This is a genomic window from Bifidobacterium thermophilum (assembly GCF_037482445.1).
Lineage (GTDB): Bacteria > Actinomycetota > Actinomycetes > Actinomycetales > Bifidobacteriaceae > Bifidobacterium > Bifidobacterium thermophilum_B.
In genome coordinates, this window is the sequence record NZ_JBBHLY010000003.1 from 43681 (window position 1) to 66712 (window position 23032).

Genomic DNA, 23032 nt, shown 5'->3' on the forward strand with positions numbered 1-23032 from the left:
TCTGGCCTCCCCCGAAACCCCAATCATGTACCAAAATACGCCGCTGGCGGCAGGCAATTAACCTGCCACCAGCGGCGTATCGGAAGAAGGGAAGGAAGAGTGCTGGTTGAGCCGGATCGCGCAGCTTCGTGGTCCGGCTCAACCGCGGTTGTGTGTCGGGCTATCAGGCTTGGACATCACCGCCCTTGGATGCGGTCGGCACTGCGGTCTTCGCCTCGTTGCGGCGCTTGATATACCGCTTGATGGTGAGGAACTCGAGGCCGACGAACAGCACCGCGGTCACACCCCAGACGGTGTACATCGCCACGCGCCACACCGGAGTCGGCACGCTCGGCGTTCCGTTCGCGTACTGCCAGCCGTTCACGGTGACGTACAGGATGTTCTTGGCCGCTTGACGCATCGCCTTGACCGAGGTCGCGGACTTATCGGTGATGTGGTTGGTCACCTTCGTGGTGGCGAGCATCGCGTCGTTGCCGGCGCGCACCAGCTGGTCGGCGTTCTGGTAGCCATAGCCGCCGAAGTAGTCGGTGAGCACGAATCCGCGGAAGCCCCACTCATCGCGCAGCACGGTGTTCAGCAGGTTGCTGGACGCGCCTGCGTAAGTCGGTCCGATGTAGTTGAAGGAGCTCATGACTGCCTGGGCGCCGCCTTGCTTGACACTCATTTCGAAGGGCTTGAGGTAGATCTCGCGGATCGACTGCTCGTTGGCCCAAGTGCACAGCATGCTGTTCCTGTTGGTTTCCTGGTCGTTGAGCGCGAAGTGCTTCATGAAGGAGTACACGCCACGGGTCTTCGCGCCGGCGATCTCATTGGACGCCATCGCGCCGGAGAGCAGCGAATCCTCGGAGAAGTACTCGAAGGTACGGCCGGAGTACGGGTTGCGGTGGATGTTCATTGCGGGGGCATACCAGCCGGCGACATGCATGTCATGCGCCATCTGGCCGATCATCTTGCCGAACTGCTTGGCCAGATCCTTGTTCCACGTGCAGGCGAAGGACGTGGAGGACGGGAAGCCGATCGATCCGACACCGGTGAAGTTGTTGTTCAGGGCGGCAGGGCCGTCGGCGTCGGTGAGCTGGACCTTGCCGATGGACTTGACCGCCTGGGTGCCATAGCCGCCGTTGGCGATCAGATTGTCCATGTCGCTGAAGGTGAGCTCATCCAGCAGCTTGTCCCAGGCGGAATCGTCATAGGACTTGCCACGCAGGTCGGCGAGCTTCACACCGTTCTTTGCGCCGGTGGTCGGCATCTTGTCGCTTGCGTTGTCGCTCTCGGACGCCTTGTAGAGGTTGTTGTTGGTGAACTCTTTCTTCGCGGCCTCGCTCATCGTGTAATCGGTCGGGGCGGCAGTCGCCTTCGCGTAGTTGGCGAAGTGATTGGCGCGGGACAGATACGTCACATCGCCTTCCGCGTTGGAGAACTGGTTGGTTGCGGCGGTCTTGTCGCCGTTGTGCGTGTTCGACGAGGAGTAGGTGATGGTCTTCGGCACGTTGACGGTCTGCTCGTCAATCACCGTGTGGGAATCGGACTGCAGCATAATCTGGTAGTCGCCCTTCTCCAGCACGTATGCCTTGGCATTGTGCTCGTCGTAGGAGGCCATCGCGTCGTCGTCGAAGGAGATGGAGATGGTCTGGGAAGCACCCGGCTCAAGGGTCTTGGTCTTCTCGAACGCCACCAGGTTCTTGGTCGCCTTCTCGATGCCGCCGTTGGTATACGGCGGGTTGTAGTAGATCTCGACCGTGTCCTTGCCGGCGGTCTTGCCGGTGTTGGTGACGGTCACCTTGAATGAGACCTTGCCGTTGCTGTACGCGACCTTACCCATCTTCTGCGTGAAGTCGGTGTAGCTCAGGCCATAGCCGAACGGATACTGGACGACGTCGTTGTAGTTGATAAGCCCCTCGCTCGCCGCGGTCTCATAGAACTTGTAGCCCACGTAGATGCCTTCGGAATAGTTGACGAAGGTCGGGGTGCTCTTCTGTTCCTTGCCGGTGAAGCCGATGTAGCTGGCCGCCATGGCGTCGGCGTCCTTATAGGCGAATCCACCGAAGTTGTTATAGCTGACGGACTTGGTGAGGTCCTTGAGGAAGGTGTCGGAGGTCTTGCCGGACGGATTCACCTTGCCGGCGAGCACTTCGCCGAGCGCGGTGAAGCCGGTCTGGCCTGCGGGCGGGCACCACAGCACGGACTTGATCTGCGGATAGTCTTTGAGGAAGTCGAACTGGAAGGCGTTCGCACCGTTGTAGATGAGGGTGACATTCTTGAAGTTCGAGGTGACGAGCTTGACCATATCACGCTCGGTCTGGCTGAGCTGCAAAATGCCCTCGCCGTCCTTGAAGTCTTCATAATCCTTTGAATTGTTGGTGTAGGTGATGCCCTTGGCCTTCATATTGGTCGGCAGGTCCGCACCTTCGCCGCCGACGCGCGTGATGACGACCACGGCCTGATCGGAGAAGCTCTTGGCCTGGTTCATCAGCGAATCGGAATACTGCGAAGCGGGCACCTCAGGCAGAGTCCAATCCTGTGCGAACATCTGCACCTGCGGACGGTCCTTGCGGTAGTCCGTATACAGTTTGGTCAGCTGGCTGTTGGTCGTCAGACCGGCCTTCTTCATGCCATCGAGCATGGATACCGTCGGGTACTGGTCAGACATGGCGCCGGAGCCGGTTCCGCCGTACACCGGGTTGGTGGAGCCCCAGCCGAAGACATTGACCTTCTTGCTGCTCAACGGCAGGTTGGCGTCGTCGTTCTTCAGCAGGGTCACGGCCTCTTCCTGGACGTTGTTGGCGAGTTTGTTCGCCTGAGACACCGTGCTCGAGGACAGTTCGTACTTGGTGATCGTCGCGTTGTTGAGCAGGGTCGACAACGGGCCGGACAGCATCATGGAAATCGCGACGACGATGCCTACCAAGGCCACAAGCCACGACTGCGAATGCACGAGTTTCCGTGTCGCTACAACGCGCACGGTCTTCTTGTTGACAGCGATTGTGATGATGATCGCCAGCAGCAGCAACACGCCTGCGGTGACCAGATACGGCACCAGCGAGTTGATGACGGCGACAACATCTGCCATGTTGATCTGTAACATGGTCGTCTCCTCCTTGTTTGTGGTGCATGTCTCGACCTTGTCGATGCTGCTTCCGCGCCTCACACCGATGTGTCGCCCGTCTTCGGGAGCGGTCCAACATGCCTTGATGCCATTGCATCAGAAAATATGTCCTGTCGTGCCTCTACGCCCCATCCTGTCATTTCGGGTGCATAATCTGCACGCTTCCCGTGCGTGACATGCCGGCGCGTCATGGCAGGTCCGGCACGCTTGCACCTTGGTATCACTAGGATTGAGGTTATGAGCGATTTGAACGCGTTGAATCTCGAAGCAGGCGAGGAAATCGGCGGCTACACGCTGATTTCCCGGCTCGGCAGTGGTGCAATGGGGTCGGTTTGGCGCGTGAAGGACGACGGCGGGCAGGAATACGCGATGAAGATCCTGCGCGATTCCCTGGTTGATGACGGTGAGACGACCGGCCAGGTCGCCCGCGACCATGCGACCGCCCGCGAGCGTCTGCGTCGCGAGGCAATGGCGTTGCGGCGTATCAAACATCCCGGCGTGTGCTCGATTGTGGATATGGAATTGGATGATGCGGTCGCGTTCATTGTCACGGAGCTGATTGAGGGCAGGAACCTGCGCGAGGATGTCGCCGCCAACGGCCGGTATGTGGGCGACGATCTGGAGCGTCTGTCACGCAAGCTGATTGACGCGGTCGAGGCGGTGCACGCGGCGGGAATCGTGCATCGCGATATCAAGCCGACGAATGTGATGGTCGCGGCGAGCGGGCCAATTCTGGTGGATTTCGGCATCGCGATGGGCGAAGGGGAAAGCCATGTCACGCGGACCGGGCTGGTGATGGGCACACCCGGGTTCATTGCCCCGGAAATCATTGACGGCGCCGAATCAAGCGAGGCGACAGACTGGTGGTCGACCGCCTCGGTGCTGGCGTTCGCGGCGACCGGTCAGCCGGTGTTCGGCACGAAGCCGATGATGGCGGTGCTGGAACGCGAGGCGCGCGGCAACGCGAATCTGGCCGGATTGCCCGCCCACACGGCGGCGGCGTTCCAGTCGGCGCTGTCCCCCGACCCTGGACGCCGGTGCACGCCGGACCAGCTGCTGCAAGCGATCGCCGTCGATGCGCTGGACCCTGCCGCCTGGGATGATGCGCAGCGGCAGATGATTGACGGGCGGACCGTCGCCATGCCGCCGGACGGCACCCCGCGGAATATCCAGAACGGCAACAGCAGCCAGCAGGGGTCGACGATGCTCCCTTTTGACCCGCATGAGCAGGGTCCGCACAGGCAGGACCCGCATGAGCAAGCGCCCCCGGAGCCCGGCCCAAGTGACGCGGGTACCGGCGACGCCCGCGATAATCCGCGCAAACACTGGGCATCGCAACCACAGCAACCCGGCAATACGACAACCGGCATCCCCGCCGACGGCGGATCCGGCGACGCGACCGAAGTCATCGGTGATGCCCCGACCGTCGCCGCCGTTTGCCGGCCGCCCACGACACGCCCGGCAAACGGTCCGGTTGGCGGCACGGCGGTATTGCCACAAACAGAGCGGACGCAAGTCATGGCCAATCCGGTGCAACAGGCCGAAACCGCCGTCATGCCGCCTGGAATCCCGCCATCCGGAAACCAGCAGGATGCCGCACCGGGCCCCCAGGATGCCAGCCACCCCAACGCGGCCGACCTCAGGCGCGCCCGCTACCTCAAGCGCGGTACGCTCCCCCTGCTGCTGCTCGCCGTGCCGCTTGCCGTCCTGGCTGCCGGCATGCCGCTGATCGGCTTGATTGTGGCGGGCGCGGCACTATGGCTGCTGACCGCGGTCGGGCTGAATGCCGACGCCCAGCTGGAACGCGAGAGCAAACGCGGGGGGAACCGCAAGCGCGGCGACGGGGCCTTGCGCGCGGTCACCATGCCGTGGCATCTGCTCAAAGGCCTGGCTCTGGCCATCCCCCGCGTCATCGTGGTCGCCGCGATCATGATGCTCGGCACGGTGGTGGCGGCGCTTGCGCTCGCATTGCCGACGGTTGCCGCACCGTGGCATTGGCAGGGGTGGGTCGTGCCGTTCGTGTTGCTGTCCGGCAGCCCGCTGTCGGCGAGCGGTCTGGCTTTGGGCGGATTCATGGCCATTGGCTGGCTGGCGAGTGTATTCACGCCCGGCGCCACGCCCGTCCGGATCGGCGCCGGCGTATTGCGGGGACTGCCGTCTGAAGCACAGACGCCTGCCGGCACTCCGGATCCGGCCGTCGACGGCCAATCCGGCCGGGAAGACACCACCACCCGGACGCATACGCGCGGAACCGTCCTGCTGGTGGTCTGGCTGCTGTTGCTCGCCTGCGCCGCGACAGCCATGGCGATGAGCGGGTCGATCGATTGGGCGCCGCTGGTGGTGGCCTGACGGCGGCGGCCTGGTCTGCCGGCATCTGGGGTGTTTCGGCCGCGGAATACGCTCCCCGCGTTCTCGCTGTTGTCTACTAGACTATCCGGCAGTGGCCGGTCGCGGATGCGGCCGCGCAATCAGGCTTGTAGCAAGGCATTGCAGAAAGGACACACATGCCCCAGAACGATAAGAGAAGCGCGAAGCGTCGCACGCGCTCGGAACGCAGGGCACAGGAGGAGGCCCGACTGCGCGCCCAAGCTGAGCAGGCCGAAAAGGAACGCAAACAGCAGACGCTGATTGGTGCGATCGTCGTGGCGGTGGTCATCGCCCTGGTCGCGGTGATCGGCGTCACCGTGTACCGCAATACGCATCCTTCCAGCTCCCCTAGCGCGACGACATCCGCAGCCAGTCTTGCCAGCGCGAAGAAGGCGATGAACGCGGTCAAGCCGAAACCTTCCGTCGCCAACAGCGATGGCGGGTTCACGTTCTCGAAGGACGGCTACAACAAGACCATCAGCGACGCCCCGACCATTGCGATCTACATGGATCCGATGTGCCCGGGCTGCGGCCAGATGCACCGGCAGATCGATGCGACGCTCAAATCCATGTACGAGGCCGGCCAGGTGAATCTCGAATACCATGTGATGACCGCGCTGGACGCGAATTCCAGCGACGACTATTCCTCACGCGCTTCAAGTTCGGCCGTGTACATCGCGCAGCATGACAGCGATCCGGAGCATCTGCTGCAATACATGACGAACCTGTATGCGGAGGACTTCCAGCCGAGCGAGGGCAGCAGCTACGTCTCCGTGAGCAATGACAAGCTCAAGGAGCAGGCCGTCAAGGCGGGCGTACCCGAATCGGTCGCGTCGAAGGCCTATGCGGGTACCTATATCAAGTGGCTCAAGGCGGTGGACAGCTACACGACGAAGCGGAACGAGCTGAAGAACGTGTCCGGCTCGCTCAAGGGGCAGATGTCCACGCCGACCGTGACCGTCAACGGCAAGATGATCGACCTGAACAAGGTCGCGTCGCTGAATATGACCATCAAGGATGCGATCCTCAACTCGATCGGCCTCGATGAAGGCAATGTCGGCAAGAGCGGCACCATGCCGTCGGTCGGCTCGAAGGACAAGCCGAAATCGATCGATACCGGCGAGTGACGGTAATCGGGCCTATGTCGCGACGTGGGGTCTGCCGGCGTACACACCGGCAGACCCCGCTGCGTTTCGACGCCCCATACAGCAATATTCTGCTGAGGGCGAAAATCGCCATATGGCGGGGCTCCGCATTCCACCTTGTAGCCGTCCGGGCCGCGAGACACGAACCGCACCATCCCGCCGAATATCCCAGACCGCTGGTATGGTGGATACTCGTGCGTTCGTGTGTTCCACGTCAGGCGACACGCCGGGTAACCGGGCATACACCACAACGCCTCCTTAGCTCAGATGGCCAGAGCGGCCGCCTTGTAAGCGGCAGGTCGTCGGTTCGATCCCGACAGGAGGCTCGAAACGTGATACAGTATTACCGTGCCAGCATAATGGCATCACGTAGAGTCTTACCACGAGTAAGTAGAACCAAGGGCCTTCCCCCCAACTACGGCCCTTGGCAAAAGGTGGAGCGTCCCCCCAACCAGCTTCACCTTGAGGGGGGGCCGGAACATCCCCTTCTCTTCGGCCCCCCTTTCTCTTGACGCGAGTCGCCCGGCGGTGCAGAACCCCGGGCGATTCGCGTTGTATACAGACCGGTTTCCTCCAGCGCGCAACACCTGTTCTATACCTTTCCAGACCACCCGGCAGCCTGCTCGTCACCGCCGCCGCATCACATATGCCTGCCGCGCGCGGCAAGCCGCGTAACAAGCCCTTAGTCCCCGGGAATGTGGGAGAATGTTGCGCGCTGCACCAAATCACGCACCACGCCCGCCCAAACCGCTACAATGCAAGCCAGAGGCTTTGCAACAAGGCAACCTCACGGCATTTCGGAAGGTGATGGCATGGCGCGTCGTTGGACCCCGCAGCGCACGGTGATACTCCGTCGCATCAGGGTGGCATGCTGCTCGATCGCCGTGGTACTCGCCTCGGTAGGCGCGTTCGCAGTAGGGGCGCGCAAAACAGTCGCCCTGTCCGTCAACGGGCAGACCACGACCGTGACCACATACGCCTCCACGGTCCAACGGCTGCTGCAAGAACAGCACCTGACCGTCAAATCCCACGACATCGTCGAATCCACCGCCAAAGGCGAGCTCAAGGACCACGATGTGGTCACCGTCCGCTCGGCATACGAGACCACCATCAACATCGACGGCACCGAAGTGCCGTTCTGGACGGTCGCCACCAGCATGGACCAGCTCCTGGGATTCTTCGAAGCCAACGAAGTCGCGGCCTCCAAGGTCACCGTCGACATCAAGAACGTGTACAACCAGCTCACCGGCGGCCTGGTCATCAACGAAAGAGGCCCGGTGACCGTCATCGCGGACGGCAAGACCTCCGTCGCACCCAACGGCAAGCTGACCGCCGCCTCGATCCTCGATTCCAAAGGCATCACGCTCGGCAAGGAGGATCGCGTCAGCGTCGAAAAAGACAACGGCGCCACCATCCTGCGGGTCCAGCGGGTCAAACATGAAACCGAAACCCGCACGGAAAGCATCCCCTTCGACACGCAGACGATCACAGACGACAGCCTGCAACCCGGCCAGACCGTCATCCAGCAGGCCGGCCAGAACGGCAGCAAAACCGAAACCTACGACGTGACCTATGTCGATGGCGCCAAGGAAAGCGAGACGCTCACCTCCTCGCAGACGACCGCGATACCGGTGACACAGATCATCGCCGTGGGGCCGGAAAAGCCCGCACAGGACGATGCCGACAGCGGCACCGGTACCGGTTCGGACGATTCCTCGGGCGGCTCGTCCGATTCCGGCAGCGGATCCCCGTCATCCGGGTCCGGGAACGTTTCCGGCTCGTCCGGCGCATCGTCATCGCCGTCCGCCTCGCCATCATCGTCCCCGTCATCATCGGGCAGTCCGTCGGCGACGGCAAAACCATCACCGTCAACAACGGCCGCGCCCAGCCCAACGCCCACGAAGAGCACACCCACGCCGACCAAGACGCCCACGTCGAAGCCGAGCACGTCCAAACCATCGAACAACACCGGCAACAACTCGAATTCAAGCAATTCAGGCAATTCAAGCAACAGCTCGGGCGGCGGATCCTCCGCCGGTTCACGCCTATGGCACCCGACCGTCCAGCAAGCGCAGACCTACGCGGCCGGCGCCGCCGCCCAGCGCGGATGGACCGGCAACGAATGGACCTGTCTGGTCAACCTGTGGATCAAGGAATCCGGCTGGAGCTGGTCGGCAGGCAACCCCAAATCCGGCGCCTACGGCATCCCCCAATCCCTGCCGGGCAGCAAAATGGCGCAATTCGGCGCCAACTGGAAAGACGACGGAGCCGTGCAGATCGACTGGGGCCTGTACTACATCGCCTCCACCTACGGTTCGCCGTCCGCGGCCTGGAGACACTGGCAGAATTACAACTGGTACTGATCCGCCGCACGTCCGGCATGCCGCCGCATGCGCAGCACAACGCGGCACGGCATGCGGCGGCATGGCAACCGCAGCACCCCGAACAACCTCGCAATATCACCACGACAAGAAGCACACATGACCACCAACACCACTGCGCAACCGACAACCGGGCATGACACCGCAGCTACGGGCGCCGGGCCGGCACAACGGTCCGGGCATCTGCTCGGAGCCGCGGATATCCGCCGGATCGCCGCTGACGCCGGCATCAAACCGACCAAGAAGTTCGGGCAGAATTTCGTCATCGACCCGGGTACCGTGCGCAAGATTGTCCACGAATCCGGCGTCTCGCACGGCGACACCGTACTCGAGGTCGGGCCGGGACTGGGGTCGCTGACCCTCGCCCTGCTGGAGGCCGGCACGGACGTCACCGCGATCGAGATCGACCCGGCGCTCGTGCAACGCCTGCCCGGCACCGTCGCCGCATTCATGCCGGACGCTTCGGACCGCCTGCATGTCATCAACCATGACGCGCTTACGGTGATGCCGGATGACGCCCCCAGGCTACGGGACGCCGAGCGCATCACCTTGGTGGCGAATCTGCCGTACAACGTGGCGACGCCGATCATCCTGACCCTGCTGGAACGCTTCCCGCGACTGGACCGTTTCACGGTCATGGTGCAGAAGGAAGTGGCGGACCGTCTCGCCGCCGGCCCCGGCAGCAAGATCTACGGCACGCCGAGCGTCAAGCTCGCCTGGTACGGCCATGCGGAACGTTCCGCCCTGATCGGACGCAACGTGTTCTGGCCGGCCCCCAACGTGGATTCCGCGCTCGTCACCTTTACCAGGTACCCCGAGGGGCAGCTCGCCACGCCGCAGGACGGGGGCCCGTCACGGGACCGGGTGTTCGCGCTGGTCGACGCCGCATTCGGGCAGCGGCGCAAAACCCTGCATGCCGCGCTGAAACACCATGTGCCCCAGGAGGCGTTCACGGCTGCGGGTATCGACCCGACACGCCGCGGTGAAACCCTGACCATCGACGAATTCGCCCGTCTCGCCGCCGCATGCGAACGCACCCCCACCGGCAGCCAGGAGGCTTCGGCATGAGCGCAGCGGTCAGCGTGGATTGCCCGGCCAAGACCAACCTCACCCTGCACGTGGGGACGAAACGCGCCGACTGGGCGGGCCGGCACGCCCTGGACACCATCTACTGCGCCATCAACGTGACCGATACCGTCACCGTGTCCGCCGCCCCGGCGGGCTGCGGCGTCTCGCTGCGCGTCAGCGGCGAGCATCTTGGCGATCTGAGGCCTGACGGCGATATCCGCGCCAATCATGCCGTCCGGGCACTCGAGGCCCTTGCCCAAGCGAGCGGCCACCCCGCCGACGTGGCCGTGCATATCACCAAACATATCCCGGTCGCCGCCGGGCTCGGCGGGGGTTCAGCCGATGCCGCGGCCACGTTGCTCGCGCTCAATACCCTCTGGGGGCTGCATTGGCCCGTCGACCGCCTGATGCCCATCGCCGCCGGGCTCGGCGCCGACATGCCGTTCTGCCTGGTGGGCGGTTACGCCCATGGCACCGGGTTCGGCGAGCGCGTCACCCCGATTGCCGAAGGCAGCGACACCGAGACCGCCCTGTACCGGCAAGGATTCGCCGGCATGGTACTGGTCGGCGCCTATGACGCCGCGCTGAGCACGCCGCGCGTGTATGCCGAATTCGATCGCATCGGCAACGGTAGGGATGACCCGCATTGCCCACGGTCCGACAACGACCTGCAATATGCGGCCATCCGTCTTCACCCACGGAGCGGTCTGGCTGTCGAGCTGGCCCTTGCGGCCGGTGCGACGCATGCCTTTGTCTCCGGTTCCGGCCCGTCGGTCGTGGCTTTTGTCCCGTCAAGCGGGGCCGCGGATGCGGTGACGCAAGCCTGGCGTGAACGGCAGGCTGCCGACCGGATCATCAGGACGTCCGCCCCGGCGAAGCCGGTGATGCGGATTCCCGCCAGCGTCAGCGATTGCCGGTAAGGTAGAAGGATACCGATACGAAGAGGATGCTATGACCGGAATCTATGATGAACGCGTGGCGCGTAAGGCCTATGTACGTCGCCGCCAGACCACAGTGTTTTCCATCACCGTCGTATGCATGGTGGTTGCGCTGGTCGTATCGCTGCTGTTCTATTTCCATGCGTTCGGTCTCGGGAAGCCCCAGACGGCGGAAAGCCTGCCGAACCATGGTGTCACGGTCGCCTGTGCCGTGCCTGATTCGTCCGGGACGGCCAAATATGTGGACACGTCGACAGTCCATGTTCGTGTGCTCAACGGCACCCAGCATTCCGGCTTCGCCCGTGCGGTCGGCGAGGCGCTCACCAACCGCGGGTTCACGGTGGAGAGTGTGGCGAACTACCAGAAGACCGATGTCAAACGGACCGTCATCTACTACGGCAGGAACACCGTCAACGAGGCATACACACTCAACGACCATTTCACTGACGCGGTCATGAAGATGGATGACCGTCAGGACAAGCTCATCGACGTGGTGCTCGGCGCCACCTTCGACAATCTCAAGACCAAGTCGAAGGTACTCGGCAAGGGCGCGAAAATCACCAGCATCAGCGGCTGCGTAGACAGCAGCAAGATGACGAACCTGCCCAAGGCGCTGACGCATGACGCGGTGAGCTGACCGCGACACCCGTTGGATCCGGCCAATGATATGCCCGGCATGTGAGGCTCTGCCCGCATGCCGGGCATGTCATTGTCGTCCGGCGAACCAAGCCACGACCGACATGCCCGGCGCGGGTCCCGTTCACCTGTCTGCCGACGCCGCCGCCCAACGCTCGAGTTCCTCGACCGCGGCATCATGGCCGACAGGCCCGTTATCCAGCCGGTATTCCAGCATATGCCGGTAGGCGTCCCCCACTTGGGGCCCGGGTTCGAGCCCGAGCAGCTGCATGATCTCGTTGCCGTCGAGTTCGGGACGGATCGCCTCGATGTCCTCGCGCTGTTTCAGGTCGCGTACCCGCTGTTCCATCTCATCCATCGTATCCGAGAACATCTGGGCCTTGCGCTTGTTCTGCGTGGTCGCGTCGGCGCGGGTCAGCCGGTTGAGACGCTCGTAGAGCGGCCCGGCGTCACGCACGTAGCGGCGGACCGCGGAATCGGTCCACGGCTCGTCGACATACCCATGGAAGCGCAGATGCATGTTCACCAGTTCGCTCACATCCTGGACGATATGATGGTCGAAATGCAGGGCGCGCAGACGTTTGCGCGTCAGTTTCGCGCCGACGGCGTCATGGTGGTGGAAGCTGACCTTGCCGTGGTCCTCGAACTTCCTGGTGGCCGGCTTGCCGATGTCGTGCAGGAGCGCGGCCAGGCGCAACTCGAGGTCTGGGGCCGGCACCGGGCCGTCCGGGCCGGTTTCCAACGCCACCGCGCGGTCGAGCACGATCATGGTGTGCTCGAAGACGTCCTTGTGCCGGTGATGCTCGTCGATCTCGAGTTTCAGCGCGGGGATTTCCGGCAACACGATATCGGCAAGCCCGGAATCCACCAGCGCCTCGATGCCGGCACGGGGGCGGGAGGACAGCAGCGTCTTGACCAGTTCGTCGCGCACACGTTCCGCGGAGACGATGCGGATGCGCTCGGTCATCTCGGTAATCGCCTGCGCGGTCTCCGGCTCGATGCTGAAGCCCAGCTGGGCGACGAAGCGGATGGCCCGCATCATGCGCAACGGATCGTCGTCAAAGGATTGACGGGGGTCGACCGGCGTGCGCAACACGCCTTTGACCAGGTCGTTCGCGCCGCCGAACGGATCGACGAATTCCAGGTCGGGCACGCGCAACGCCATCGCGTTCACCGTGAAATCGCGACGGGACAGATCGCCCTCAAGCGAGTCACCATAGTCGACCTCCGGCTTGCGGGAGTCGGGATCGTACGTGTCGCGACGGTATGTGGTCACCTCGACCTGTACCGCAGTGCCGTCCGGACGCCGACGCATCGCCCCGAGGGTGCCGAACTTGCGTCCCATATCCCAGAAGCCGTCACGGCCCCATGCGCGCAGGATGTGCTCGAACTGTTCCGGACGCGCGGATGAGCAGAAATCAAGATCATGGGATTTGCGATGCAGGAGCAGGTCACGCACCGGACCCCCCACAAGAGCCAGCTCATACCCTTCGTCCGCGAACATACGGCCCAGCTCTATCGCCTCTGGCCAGACTTCGAAATTCAACGCGCGCCCTTTCGATTCAGCACTTTTCTACGCCTTCAAGCATACCGTCACTCCACCTGCACATTGGTTTGAGTATGGTGGAAGACATGATTACTCCCGCAGACCTTGCGCGCATGCTCGCCAATGCTGCGGATAAGCGTACCCAAAACGGGCCGGCCGCCGACACGTTGATGTATACGTCGCAGTCGCAACGGCCGGTACGCTACCAGAACCAAGAGCCCGGCGCCCCTACTCCCGCGCTGATGCCGCAACGCCGCACCGGGGACATGCCCGCGACGTTCGCCTCCCTGGACACCCAGGAGCTGCCGGTCGTCCGCGAGTATTCCGCCGGCGGTCTGGTGTTCGACGACCAGGGGCGTGTCGCGATCATCGCCCGCCATTCGCGCAGCGGCCACCTGGAATGGTGCCTGCCCAAGGGGCATATCGAAAAAGGCGAGACCCCGCAGCAGACCGCGGTCCGCGAAGTGCACGAGGAGACAGGGATCCTTGGCGAGGTGGTCGATTCCATCGCCACGATCGACTACTGGTTCACCGGCACCAGCCAACGCGTGCACAAGCTGGTGCACCATTATGCGCTTCGCCGCATCAGCGGCGAGCTCACGGTGGCCGGCGATCCGGACCATGAGGCCGAGGACGTCATCTGGGTGAAGTTCGAGGATCTGGACAATGTGCTCAGCTATCCTAATGAACGCAAGATCGCATGGCTTTACGCGAGGAAACTGAACAGGCAGGCATAACGTTGAACTACCCCGTACATCACGACGATATCAGGGCGCGGGTGAGGCATGCCCTATGCCTGCTGGTCGCCATCGTGCTCGCGGTCATGCTGCCGTCCGTCTTCGGCTGTGCCGCCGCCGTGGCCAGTACGCAGGCGCCGGCCGCCAGACATGCCCGCAACGCAACGGCGAACAGCACCGCCGCGGCGTCCTCCGTGTCGGCCGCCGGCACCACGATGACCATCGACAGCGTCACCCCCGTCGTCACGGCATCCTCCGGGTATCATCTGCGCCTGACCGTGCACAATACCGGCACCACGGCGAGTGAAGCGGGCACCGTCACCGTGTCCACGAACGCCTTCTACACATTCGTGTCCCGTACGGACATCCAGGATTGGGCGCAAGGGCAATCCAGGATCCCGATGACGGACCGGCTCGCGCAGGCCGACGTCGGCACCATCGCGGCCCACGGCACAGCCACGGTCACCATTGATATCGATGCCACCTCCCAGCAATTGGCCGCCATCACCAGCTGGGGGCCGAAACCTGTGCGCATCACCTACGCCCCCGGCGTGCAGGCCGACGGGACGCGGGCGAAGGAGGCATCGCTGCACACCTTCCTGACACGCTCGTCGGACGGCCTGAAGACGGCCGACACCCCTGCCATGGGGATCACCATCGTGCAACCGCTCGGGTCGAAGACATGGCAGGCCAACAGCGCCAGCGTCACCAATATCCTCAATGCGGAAACCTCCTGGCTGAACAGCGGCTCCGTCGCCGGGGCGGTCTCCCCTGCCGGCGACATCGCCAAGACCGAACGCGCCCAGTCACAGCTGCTCACCAAGCACACCAAACTTCAGGTCCTCGCCGATCCGTCGTATCTGCAAGCCATGTCCATGCCCACCCAGACCGCGGCAATCATGCAGCCGGGCATGTTCGACATCACCGCGTATGCGGCACTCGATTCGCCGGACAGCTACACGAAAGCCGGGGTGAAGACCTCGGACTGGGATGCGTCGGCCGGCCTGTCGGCGTACCGTTCCGCCGTGGGCAGCACGACGGCGAAACGCCAGACGATTGCGATGCAGGGCCATGCCCGGTGGACCCAAAGCGCCTTGGCCACCGCACGCCAGGCCGGCTATGACACCGTAATCGCCACATCCGGCTATGGCGCCGGCACCTCGGGCACCGTACACACCGGCAAGTACGTGGTGTCCACGGATGCCGGCGATATCACCGTACTGGTCGCCCAGCAGGAGCTGACCGGCCTGGCCCGGGGCAAGGCGACCAGCAGCGAGGCGGACAGCGAGACCAGCGATGCCGGCAGACTCGCGCGGTTCATCGCGCAGAGCGCGTTCTACCAGATGGAACAACCGTACACGTCCCGCAACCTGCTGGTGTGCCTTGATATCGGAGCGTCCACCGGGTTCATCGACTCGCTGATGAGCGCCGTCGAACAGGCGAGCTGGCTCAACCTGACCGACCTGGGCACCCTGATGGCGGCGGACGCGTACCGCAGCGGGCAGTCGGCGGCTGAGCTCGTCCCGCAATCATCCGGCATCAGCGCCGCATGCCGCAAACGTCTGGAAGCCGTGCTTGCGGCGTTCGCCCAGGATGTCGACAATCTCAAGCGATTCAAGGACGACATCCTGTCATCCGACACGCCCGGTTCCTCGCCGTCCGCCTCGGGCAGCGCCGCCGCAAGCACGTCGCGCAGCGGCGACGAGCAGTCCCTCGCCCGCCACGACGCGAGCAGGATCGCACAGACCAGTGCCGAAGGACCCGACGCATGGACCGCCTGCCTGTCCTCCCTGCAATCGCGTATGGCGCTGTTCGCACTCTCCGGGCACACGGCACTCGCCCAGCGCATGAGCGATGCCGCCGCCGGATTGTCCTCGAAGCTGTTCGGCAATATCACCATCACCCCGACCGATACGGTCACGGTGGTCAGCGAGACGGCGAAATTGCCGGTCACCATCAGCAACGCCGGACCGTATCCGGTCCGGGTCAGGGTCTCGTCGCTGACCGATTCGATGGAAATCGTCACCAGCCGCTACGCTTACATCACCGTACCGGCGCGAGGCGAGGCACAGGTGACATTCACAATCCGCGTGGCCACTTCGGGAACCACCAACGTCCATCTGACCTTGCAGGATCGCGCCGGCAACGACTTCTCCTCGCCGCAGACCACGACCATCACCAGCTCCCTGCAGATCAGCGACAAGACGGGCATCGCCTTCATCATCGCAGCTGTCCTGCTGGGCGTCCTCGGCCTTTGGCGCCAATTCAACCGGAAGAAAGATCCTGACGAATGAGTTCCTCAATAGGGCATAACTCCCTGGTTATGGCCATCGGTACGGCCGCCTCGCGACTGACCGGCCAGATCCGCACCATTCTCCTTGCCGCCGCGGTCGGTACGACCGGCATGGCGGCAAACGCCTATCAGGCCGGCTCGATGATCCCGCAGGTGATCTTCACGCTGATTTCCGGCGGCATTTTCAACGCGGTGCTTGTTCCCCAGATCGTGCGCACGCTCAAGGAGGAGGACGCCGAGGATCGCCTGAACAAGCTCATCACCTTCGCGATCGCCCTGCTTGCCGGCATCACCATCGTGATGATGCTGCTGACCGCCACGACGCCGGCGTTCACCCGCCTGTATGCGAACGGCGGCCAGGATATGCTCGCGCTGACCAATGCCTTCGCGCTGTGGTGCATGCCGCAGATCTTCTTCTACGGCCTGTATACGGTGCTCGGCCAGATTCTGGCGGCGAAGAACCATTTCGGCATGTATGCGTGGAGTTCGGTCGCGGCGAATATCGTCAGCTGCGCCGGGTTCACGCTGTTCATCGTGCTGTTCGGCAAGGCTGACAGGCAGCCGTTGAGCTTCTGGACATCGGACAAGATCATGTTGACCGCCGGCACATGGACGCTGGGCGTGGCAATCCAGGCGCTGGTGTTGTTCATCCCTTTGTTCCGTCTGGGCTTGCGCTACCGCTGGCGTTGGGGCGTGCACGGCATCGGCCTGCGGTCCATGGGATCGGTCGCGGCGTGGAGTCTCGGCATTGTCGGTGTCGACCAGCTGCTGACCATCATCTCGACCCGTATCACGACGAACGCCCCGCTGCGCGCGCATCAGCTGTATGGCATCGATGAAACGCTGGTGGCGGGCAATGCCACATACCAGAACGCGTTCACCATCTATATCCTGCCGTATTCCCTGATTGCGGTTTCTGTGGCGACTGCGGTATTCCCGAAAATTTCCCGAGCAGTCGCTGACAATGATATGGATACCGCCCGTGCGGATCTGAGTGACGCGCTGCGTAACGTCTCACTGCTGATGAGCTATTTCACCGCCGTCTTCGTGGTGATGTCCGTGCCGGTCTCCCTGGCTCTGCTACCCTCGATCAGCGTCGGCGAAGCCCAGCTCATGTCTGGGCCGATGATTGCGCTGTCCCTGTCATTGCCGCTGTCAAGCGCCTATCTGATCATCCAGCGCACCTTCTACGCCTTCGAGGACGGGCGTTCACCGTTCGTGTTCATGGCTGTCCAGCTCAGTATTCAGATGCTCGTCCTGCTGATCGTCACGCACACCATGTCGCCGCTGCATTGGACCATGATGCGCGGGGTCGCGGTGACCATCGCCTACGTGCTGTCGTTCCCGCTGCTCGTATGGATGCTGCGCAAACGCTTCGAGAACCGTCTGGACGGACGTCGTATCGCGATGTCCTTCATCAAGGCCGGCGTCGCCACCGTGGCGGCGATCGTGGTCGGCCTGTGGCTGCGCACGCCGATCTACCATCTGGTCGGCGCCGACCTGAACGGCAATGCGCGCCACATGAACTGGATCCAGGCCGTGGCGGCCTGCGCCCTGCTCGCCATCATCGTCACCGTGATATTCGTCGGGGCGCTGTGGGGGATGCACACCGAGGAATTGATCGGCCTGATGGCATCGCTGGGCAACCGTCTGAACCGCCGTTCCACGGCAGCGGCAGCCACACCGGCAGCGGCAGCCGTCACAAGCCGCGCCGAGCATACCGCCGAGGACAGCGTGGAACAACCGTCCACCGCGTCCCATGGCCAGCCCGATACGCCGGTATTCGACGGGCACGGAACCGCGGCGGCCCCTGCCGCGGTTTCGACCACTCCCGTCAGTAGAATGACAACTATTGCACCACGATCTCGCGATGTTCTCGATATGGAGCCGAAGGAACCTATGAAGCCACAACTGGGAGACACCATTATCAACCGGTACACGTTGGTGTCATTGCTGCGCGACGAACCCGGCCTGCAAGCATGGAAGGCGAACGACCGCGTCCTCGCCCGCGACTGCCAGCTGTTCATCGTCACCGACGCCGACGCCATCCCCATGGTCGACGCCATCGCATCCTCACTGGCATTGTCGCGCAACCGGCGGTATACCCAGGTGCTCCAGCTCCAACATCGCGGGGACGTGTCGATCATCATCACAGCGGTCGATAACGGCCTGTCCCTGACCGACTACTTCCACGGCCCGGCATCCAAGACGCTCAGCCAGGCCGCGATTCGCTCGATTCTCGGCGAGACCGCTTCGGCCATGCGCCAGCTGCTGGTCGATGGATTGTCCCACTATTCGCTGAGCACCGACACCATCCGTCTGACGGCCAACGGCGTCCAGCTCGCCGACGCGACCATCAGCCCGATGCTCGCCGACACCTCGCACGCGCCGGCCGGGCTCAGCCCGGAACGCCTCGCCACGCGGCAGCTCGCCGCAGTGCTGTACGCGCTGATCACCCGCACACCATCCTCCACGGAAACCCCGATCGACCTCAACCGGCTCGGGCCGGATGTCCCGGGCGAATTCCGCCTGATCTGCCATCGCGGTCTCGGCGCCGCAGGCGAGCCCGGCGTTGTCCCCATGGAATCCCTCGCCGAGCTGACCGCGTTGCTGGGCAACTGGAAGCCCCTCACCGAACTGCACAACAGCGATATCGCGCTGCCGAGCGTCGACGCGGAATGTTCCATCGCCGCAGCGGCGCTCCGTGCCCCGGTGCCCGAGCATATCCTCGATTTCCCGCAGGATCTTTCCTCGTCTTTTGAGCAGCACGCGTACGCCCAGGCGCAGGCCGCCCAGGTCGGTGCGATCCCCGCTGCGGTGCCGCTGCCGTCCCAGAAGGAGACGGACGACCAGCACGCCAAGGATCTCGCCGCACGTCAGCAGGCCATGCAACAGGCCATGCAACAGGAGTCCGCGGAATGGATGAAAAACAGCCAGGCCGCACCACGCAACCCGAACCGGCAGCCGCCGCTGCCCCATCCCGATCCGTCGGATAGCAGCGACTATGATTTCCACGACATCGCCGCAGCCGAAGTCGCCAATATCATGGCCCCTTCGGTCCCCGACCCGGATAACGCGATTTTCCCCAATTTCAACGTGCCGTCCGACCCGTATACGGATACGCAGGCGACCATGCGCTTCGATTTCGCCCGCAAGGCGGCGAAGAACGCCCACCGTCTCCAGCCGCCGTCAACCGTTGAATCAACCAGCCGGATTCCGGTATTCGACGCGAACGGCCTGCCGGTGGAGCCGGGTGATGAATCCCGGCGCGCCCTTGAAGACGAACAGACACAGATTCTCGCAGCAAGTACGCCAATCAGCCGCCCGCCGAGTTTCACCCCGACTGTCGAGCCGGAGCACGAGGAGCATAGCTCCTACAATCCGGCAGCGCAGGACGATGTCGCTGACGAGACGCTGTTCGGCCGGTTCAGCACCAAGGTCGTCGCCATCGTCATCGTCATTGTGGTTGTGGCCGCCGCGGCCGGACTTGCCTTGCACAGCCTTTCCGGAGGCACCTCTATCGGGACGGCGAAGCAGTCGAGCGCATGGCCTTCCCAGAATCTGGACAAGGTCCCCTTCGGCAGCAGCACCCCCACCAGCGACGCCACGAGCTCTTCGGCAAGCTCCGGCAAAGGCAAGGTCATCACTGCCGACAAGGACGCTTCGGCGGTCCCAAGCCCGACGGTTCCCGAAAACAACACCCCGTATACCATCGACAAGCAGGAATTCCTTACCAGGCCCGGCGGGCAGGATGGCTTCGGCTATTACATGCATCTGAGCGAACCCGAAAGCGTATACCGTTTCGTGGTGTCGATCAGGTCGTCCGGCGGCACCGGCTACCTGTATGCGAACACGACCGCCGACCCGACCCAGGGCGAGCAGGTCGCTCAGTTCTCCTTCGATGCCAGCGGCACGACCGAGGTCAAACTGACCAAGACCGTCAAGAGCCAGGATTTCCTGATGTGGGTCCCGCGTGACAGTCTTCCGGGCAACCAGCTGTATATCAACAAGGTGGAGCTGTACTGACCGTGGTGGATGCCTTGTTCGGCCCCCGATTCCCAAAGGATCGGGGGCCGAACGGTATTGTGACGGTATTGCGCGCCCGATTGCAGGAATACCAAGGTGTCCACACTCAGCTGCCAGCGCAAGCATTTCAGCCGATTCGTGCTAGGTTAGGACGCATGACAGCACAGATGACAGACGTTGCGATTATCGGTTCGGGCCCGGCCGGGTATACGGCCGCGATCTACCTGGGTCGAGCCGGATACCGGCCGACGGTGATCGCCGGCGCTCTCACCCCCGGCGGACAACTGGTGAACACCACGGAGGTGGAGAACTACCCGGGGTTCCCCGAGGGCATTATGGGTCCGGATCTCATGGATGCCATGCGCAAGCAGGCGGAACGCTTCGGGGCCAACATCATCTACGATGACGTGGTCAGCGTTGATTTCACGGGCAATGCCAAGACGCTCACCTTGGATGGCGCAGATACCATCACCGCCCGTGCCGTGGTGGTCGCCACCGGTTCCCGGGTACGTAAGCTGGGAGTGCCCGGAGAGGAGCAGTTCGCGGGACGTGGAGTATCCTATTGCGCGACCTGCGACGGATTCTTCTTCCGCGGCAAGCCCATCGTCGTCGTCGGCGGAGGCGATAGCGCATTGACCGATGCCGACTTCCTCAGCAGATTCGGGTCATCGGTCACCGTGGTGCACCGACGTGACACGTTCCGTGCTTCGAAGATCCTGGTCGACCGTGCCCAGGCGAATGAGCGTATCGCCCTGCGGATGAACGCTGTAGTGGAACGTATCGAAGGTGACGATACCGGTGTCCAGTCCGTGATTCTTCGCGACACGGTTGACGGTTCCGAATCGGCATTGGCGGCGAATGGCGTATTCGTCGCCATCGGGCACACACCGGCCACCGAGTTCCTTGACGGAGCGCTTCAGCTTGATGAGCACGGCTTCATCATGGTCGACGGCGCTTCGACGCACACCAATGTACCCGGCGTCTTCGCCGCCGGCGATGTGGTGGACAGTGTCTATCGGCAGGCGATTTCGGCTGCAGGCATGGGCTGCCGCGCTGCGCTCGATGCCCAGACGTACCTCACCGATCTCGGATGAGTGCCGTATCAGGACCATACCGGCACCAGCACCAGCGGTCCTGATACACCTTCAACCGCCTGAAACGGCGCATCAACATGGGGGCTTGATACCAATGCACTGCATTGGTATCAAGCCCCCATTGTCGTCACGATTGCTTCCCGGCAATCCTTGCCGTCACCGGATGTGCAACCACCGCGTTCACGGATTATCGCGTTCGCAGATCACACCCATGACGATTCCGACGTCTGGTCGGCTGTCTTGTTCTGCCCGGGCATGAGAAGATCCAGGATGCGCTGCATATCGTCGGGAGATGAGAACGATATCTCGATTCTGCCGTGTTTCTGGTTGCCTTTGATCGAGACTTTCGTATCAAAATGCTGTTCGAGATTCTGGCGGATCGGGGAATCCTTCCAGGGATTCGGCGCCTTGGCTTTCTCTTGCTTCGCCTGGTCACCCTCGACGGTTTTCATAGCGACGATTTCTTCGGTGCTACGAACGGACAGGCCTTCGGCGATGATCCGGTTGGCGAGCTGTTCCATCTCCTCCTCGCTACCCAATCCCAGTAACGCCCGGGCATGGCCTGCTGACAGCACGCCTGCGGCGACTTTCTTCTGGACGGCGGCCGGCAGATTCAGCAGTCGCAGGGTATTGGCGATCTGCGGCCGCGACTTCGAGACTGAAGTCGACAGCTGCGCTTGGGTCAGCCCGAACTCGTCAATCATCTGCTGGTAGGCCGCCGCCTCTTCCAACGGATTGAGGGCGACCCTGTGAAGATTCTCCAACAGGGCGTCGCGAAGCATATGGTTGTCCGACGTCGTTTTCACAATCGCAGGAATGGTCTCCAGACCAGCAAGCTGGGAGGCGCGCCAGCGACGCTCCCCCATGATGAGCTCGTACGGGCTGTCCATATGCAAGGCGAGGGGATGCAGTTCCGTCGGCGTGTCCGAGTGCTCGGAAGAGTCAGCATCATGTCGGCTCGCCTTGATCTGTTCCACAGGTCTCTTTCTGACCACGATGGGTTGCAGTACCCCGACTTCACGGATGGAATCGGCGAGTTCACGCAGCTCGTCCTCATCGAAGATCGTACGCGGCTGTTCCTTGTTCGGACCGATATCGCTCAGTTTCAGTTCGGCAAGATACCCGCCTTGGACCGGCTTGAGTTCCTCGGATTCCTGTTCTTTGCCCGCACCATCCTCGGTTTCCGGTGTCGGTTCAGTCGATGTTTCACGTGAAACATCGATTCCGCTCTCGGTTTCCACTGTTGACGACGATGATAACGCGTCCGCCTTCGCTTCAGCATGGTCGGCAGTCATCGCGCTCTCATGCTGGCCTAATGTCTGCACTGCATCGGTGATGACCTGTGTCATCCGCCGCATATCCTTGGTGCGATTCGATGCAGATGACGATGCGCCAGCCGGCCGCCGTTCAGCCGCCTGCGCGTCATCCGATCCACCGAAGAACAGGTCGCTCGGATGCGCCATCGTCTGCAACGACGGAATACTCATCCGTTTCTTGGTATGACCGGAGGATTGTTGCGGCTCGCGTGAACCACGTTGTGACTGCCCACCGGCCTTGTGGGATGTTTCACGTGAAACATGTTCTTGTTGCCCTGCGGAATTGCTTGAGACATCATGCGGTGTTTCACGTGAAACATGCTTCATTTCCGATGTTTCACGTGAAACACCGTTCCTCGCCGCAGCGTTGTCTGCCGTA

The 23032-nt window shown here is 63.0% G+C and carries 13 protein-coding genes and 1 tRNA gene; 11 read left to right on the forward strand and 3 right to left on the reverse strand.

The window, feature by feature from the left end:
* Positions 1–163 precede the first annotated feature (163 nt).
* A complete protein-coding gene (locus WD012_RS02935) occupies positions 164–3085 on the reverse strand; it encodes a glycoside hydrolase family 3 protein (protein ID WP_339562306.1) in 2922 nt (973 codons plus the stop codon).
* Between the two features lie 249 nt (positions 3086–3334).
* On the opposite strand from WD012_RS02935, the gene WD012_RS02940 reads away from it, so the two are divergent.
* The 7 genes from WD012_RS02940 to WD012_RS02970 all read left to right on the forward strand — a co-directional run bounded on the left by WD012_RS02940 (position 3335) and on the right by WD012_RS02970 (position 11642).
* Positions 3335–5455 carry a serine/threonine-protein kinase gene (locus WD012_RS02940; RefSeq protein ID WP_339562594.1) on the forward strand — a complete coding sequence of 707 codons (2121 nt, stop codon included), beginning with the start codon at positions 3335–3337 and terminating at the stop codon, positions 5453–5455.
* A 155-nt stretch (positions 5456–5610) separates the two neighbouring features.
* A complete protein-coding gene (locus WD012_RS02945) occupies positions 5611–6600 on the forward strand; it encodes a DsbA family protein (RefSeq protein WP_339562307.1) in 990 nt (329 codons plus the stop codon).
* Between the two features lie 270 nt (positions 6601–6870).
* Positions 6871–6944: transfer RNA gene (locus WD012_RS02950), tRNA-Thr, on the forward strand.
* Positions 6945–7430: 486 nt separating this feature from the next.
* Positions 7431–8981: an aggregation-promoting factor C-terminal-like domain-containing protein gene (locus WD012_RS02955; RefSeq protein WP_339562308.1), complete on the forward strand. Its 1551-nt coding sequence runs from the start codon at positions 7431–7433 to the stop codon at positions 8979–8981.
* 117 nt (positions 8982–9098) lie between these two features.
* Positions 9099–10067 carry a 16S rRNA (adenine(1518)-N(6)/adenine(1519)-N(6))-dimethyltransferase RsmA gene (gene rsmA, locus WD012_RS02960; RefSeq protein ID WP_339562309.1) on the forward strand — a complete coding sequence of 323 codons (969 nt, stop codon included), beginning with the start codon at positions 9099–9101 and terminating at the stop codon, positions 10065–10067.
* Complete coding sequence (locus tag WD012_RS02965; RefSeq protein ID WP_339562310.1) at positions 10064–10987, forward strand: 4-(cytidine 5'-diphospho)-2-C-methyl-D-erythritol kinase; 924 nt, start codon at positions 10064–10066, stop codon at positions 10985–10987. Before rsmA ends, WD012_RS02965 begins: the two co-directional genes overlap by 4 nt.
* Before the next feature lie 31 nt (positions 10988–11018).
* Positions 11019–11642, forward strand: a complete 624-nt coding sequence (locus WD012_RS02970; protein ID WP_339562311.1) for a LytR C-terminal domain-containing protein — start codon at positions 11019–11021, stop codon at positions 11640–11642.
* A gap of 123 nt (positions 11643–11765) precedes the next feature.
* Here WD012_RS02970 and WD012_RS02975 read toward each other — a convergent pair whose 3' ends face one another.
* Positions 11766–13187, reverse strand: coding sequence for a CCA tRNA nucleotidyltransferase (locus WD012_RS02975; protein WP_339562312.1), 1422 nt, complete (start codon positions 13185–13187; stop codon positions 11766–11768).
* An 86-nt stretch (positions 13188–13273) separates the two neighbouring features.
* On the opposite strand from WD012_RS02975, the gene WD012_RS02980 reads away from it, so the two are divergent.
* From WD012_RS02980 to trxB, 4 genes are all read left to right on the forward strand, one after another.
* Positions 13274–13924, forward strand: coding sequence for an NUDIX hydrolase (locus tag WD012_RS02980; RefSeq protein WP_339562313.1), 651 nt, complete (start codon positions 13274–13276; stop codon positions 13922–13924).
* On the forward strand, positions 13888–16218 hold the full coding sequence (locus WD012_RS02985) for a DUF6049 family protein (protein ID WP_339562314.1): 2331 nt from the start codon (positions 13888–13890) through the stop codon (positions 16216–16218). Before WD012_RS02980 ends, WD012_RS02985 begins: the two co-directional genes overlap by 37 nt.
* Positions 16215–20243: a lipid II flippase MurJ gene (locus WD012_RS02990; RefSeq protein WP_339562315.1), complete on the forward strand. Its 4029-nt coding sequence runs from the start codon at positions 16215–16217 to the stop codon at positions 20241–20243. The genes WD012_RS02985 and WD012_RS02990 overlap by 4 nt, the downstream gene beginning before the upstream one ends.
* A 155-nt stretch (positions 20244–20398) precedes the next feature.
* The gene (trxB, locus tag WD012_RS02995; RefSeq protein WP_339562316.1) at positions 20399–21337 is read left to right on the forward strand and encodes a thioredoxin-disulfide reductase; all 939 of its coding nucleotides are present in this window, start codon (positions 20399–20401) and stop codon (positions 21335–21337) included.
* Between the two features lie 203 nt (positions 21338–21540).
* Here trxB and WD012_RS03000 read toward each other — a convergent pair whose 3' ends face one another.
* Complete coding sequence (locus WD012_RS03000) at positions 21541–22824, reverse strand: ParB/RepB/Spo0J family partition protein (protein WP_339562317.1); 1284 nt, start codon at positions 22822–22824, stop codon at positions 21541–21543.
* Positions 22825–23032 lie beyond the last annotated feature (208 nt).

Excerpts from the sequence above, each read along its gene's own strand:
- WD012_RS02935 (WP_339562306.1), bottom strand. The coding sequence starts at position 3,085 with ATGTTACAGATCAACATGGCAGATGTTGTCGCCGTCATCAACTCGCTG.
- WD012_RS02945 (WP_339562307.1), top strand. The coding sequence starts at position 5,611 with ATGCCCCAGAACGATAAGAGAAGCGCGAAGCGTCGCACGCGCTCGGAA.
- WD012_RS02955 (WP_339562308.1), top strand. The coding sequence starts at position 7,431 with ATGGCGCGTCGTTGGACCCCGCAGCGCACGGTGATACTCCGTCGCATC.
- rsmA (WP_339562309.1), top strand. The coding sequence starts at position 9,099 with ATGACCACCAACACCACTGCGCAACCGACAACCGGGCATGACACCGCA.
- WD012_RS02965 (WP_339562310.1), top strand. The coding sequence starts at position 10,064 with ATGAGCGCAGCGGTCAGCGTGGATTGCCCGGCCAAGACCAACCTCACC.
- WD012_RS02970 (WP_339562311.1), top strand. The coding sequence starts at position 11,019 with ATGACCGGAATCTATGATGAACGCGTGGCGCGTAAGGCCTATGTACGT.
- WD012_RS02980 (WP_339562313.1), top strand. The coding sequence starts at position 13,274 with ATGATTACTCCCGCAGACCTTGCGCGCATGCTCGCCAATGCTGCGGAT.
- WD012_RS02985 (WP_339562314.1), top strand. The coding sequence starts at position 13,888 with ATGGCTTTACGCGAGGAAACTGAACAGGCAGGCATAACGTTGAACTAC.
- WD012_RS02990 (WP_339562315.1), top strand. The coding sequence starts at position 16,215 with ATGAGTTCCTCAATAGGGCATAACTCCCTGGTTATGGCCATCGGTACG.
- trxB (WP_339562316.1), top strand. The coding sequence starts at position 20,399 with ATGACAGCACAGATGACAGACGTTGCGATTATCGGTTCGGGCCCGGCC.
- WD012_RS03000 (WP_339562317.1), bottom strand. The coding sequence starts at position 22,824 with ATGAGTATTCCGTCGTTGCAGACGATGGCGCATCCGAGCGACCTGTTC.